The 867-nt window shown below is 72.6% G+C and carries 1 pseudogene; it reads right to left on the bottom strand.

Features of this window, described 5'->3' with window-relative positions:
• Positions 1-867, bottom strand: a pseudogene (locus BZL64_RS35140) (DUF58 domain-containing protein); the annotation flags it as partial.

Here is an 867-nt window from a genome sequence, read left to right as displayed (position 1 = left end):
TCGACCAGTTCCGGTTCGAGGGAAGCCATGGCCGTGACCAGCGAGGGGAGCACGTCTCGGGCGGTGCGGCCCTGAACGAGAGCACGTACGCGGCGGTCGTAGGCGAGGAGATCGACGCGGTCGCCTGCGCGGGAGGCCAGGGCGGCCAGGAGGAGAGCCGCGTCCATGGAGGCGTCGAGGCGGGGGGTGTCACCGACTCGGCCCGCGGAGGTGCGGCCGGTGTCGAGGACCAGGAGGATGTGGCGGTCGCGTTCGGGGCGCCAGGTGCGGACGGCGACCGTGGTCCGGCGGGCTGTGGCGCGCCAGTCGATGGAACGGGTGTCGTCGCCGGGGACGTACTCGCGCAGGCTGTCGAATTCTGTGCCTTCGCCGCGGGTCAGGACGCTGGTACGGCCGTCGAGTTCACGCAGACGAGCGAGTTTCGACGGGAGGTGCTTGCGGCTGGTGAACGGGGGCAGAACCCGTACGGACCAGGGAATTCTGTGGGTGCCCTGGCGGGAGAAGAGGCGCAGGGGGCCGTAGGAGCGGATGGTGACGCGGTCGGTCTGGCGGTCGCCGCGNNTAGACGGGTGGTGACGCGGCGGCGTTCGCCGGCGGGGACGGTGACCTCGTGGCGGGATGCGGCGAATTCCGTGCCGGGCCGCCAGCTGCTGGGGGGCCAGGCGTCGCGGAGGTGGGCGCGCAGGGGACGCCGGGAGGGGTTGGTGATCGTGAGGGTGACGTCCGCTGTGTCGCCGAGGCGTACGGAGGTGTCGCCGGAGCGGGTCAGGCGCAGTCGGCGTACGGGAGCTGCCAGGGCGAAGTCGCAGGCGCAGGCGACGGCCAGGGGGGCGTTCACCGCGAGGATGCCTGTCCAGCTGGGCTCCC

Source organism: Streptomyces bobili (assembly GCF_002154575.1).
In the GTDB taxonomy this organism is placed as follows: domain Bacteria; phylum Actinomycetota; class Actinomycetes; order Streptomycetales; family Streptomycetaceae; genus Streptomyces; species Streptomyces bobili.
The sequence above is the reverse complement of the archived record's forward strand: the minus strand, read 5'-3'. Positions and strand labels throughout refer to the sequence as shown.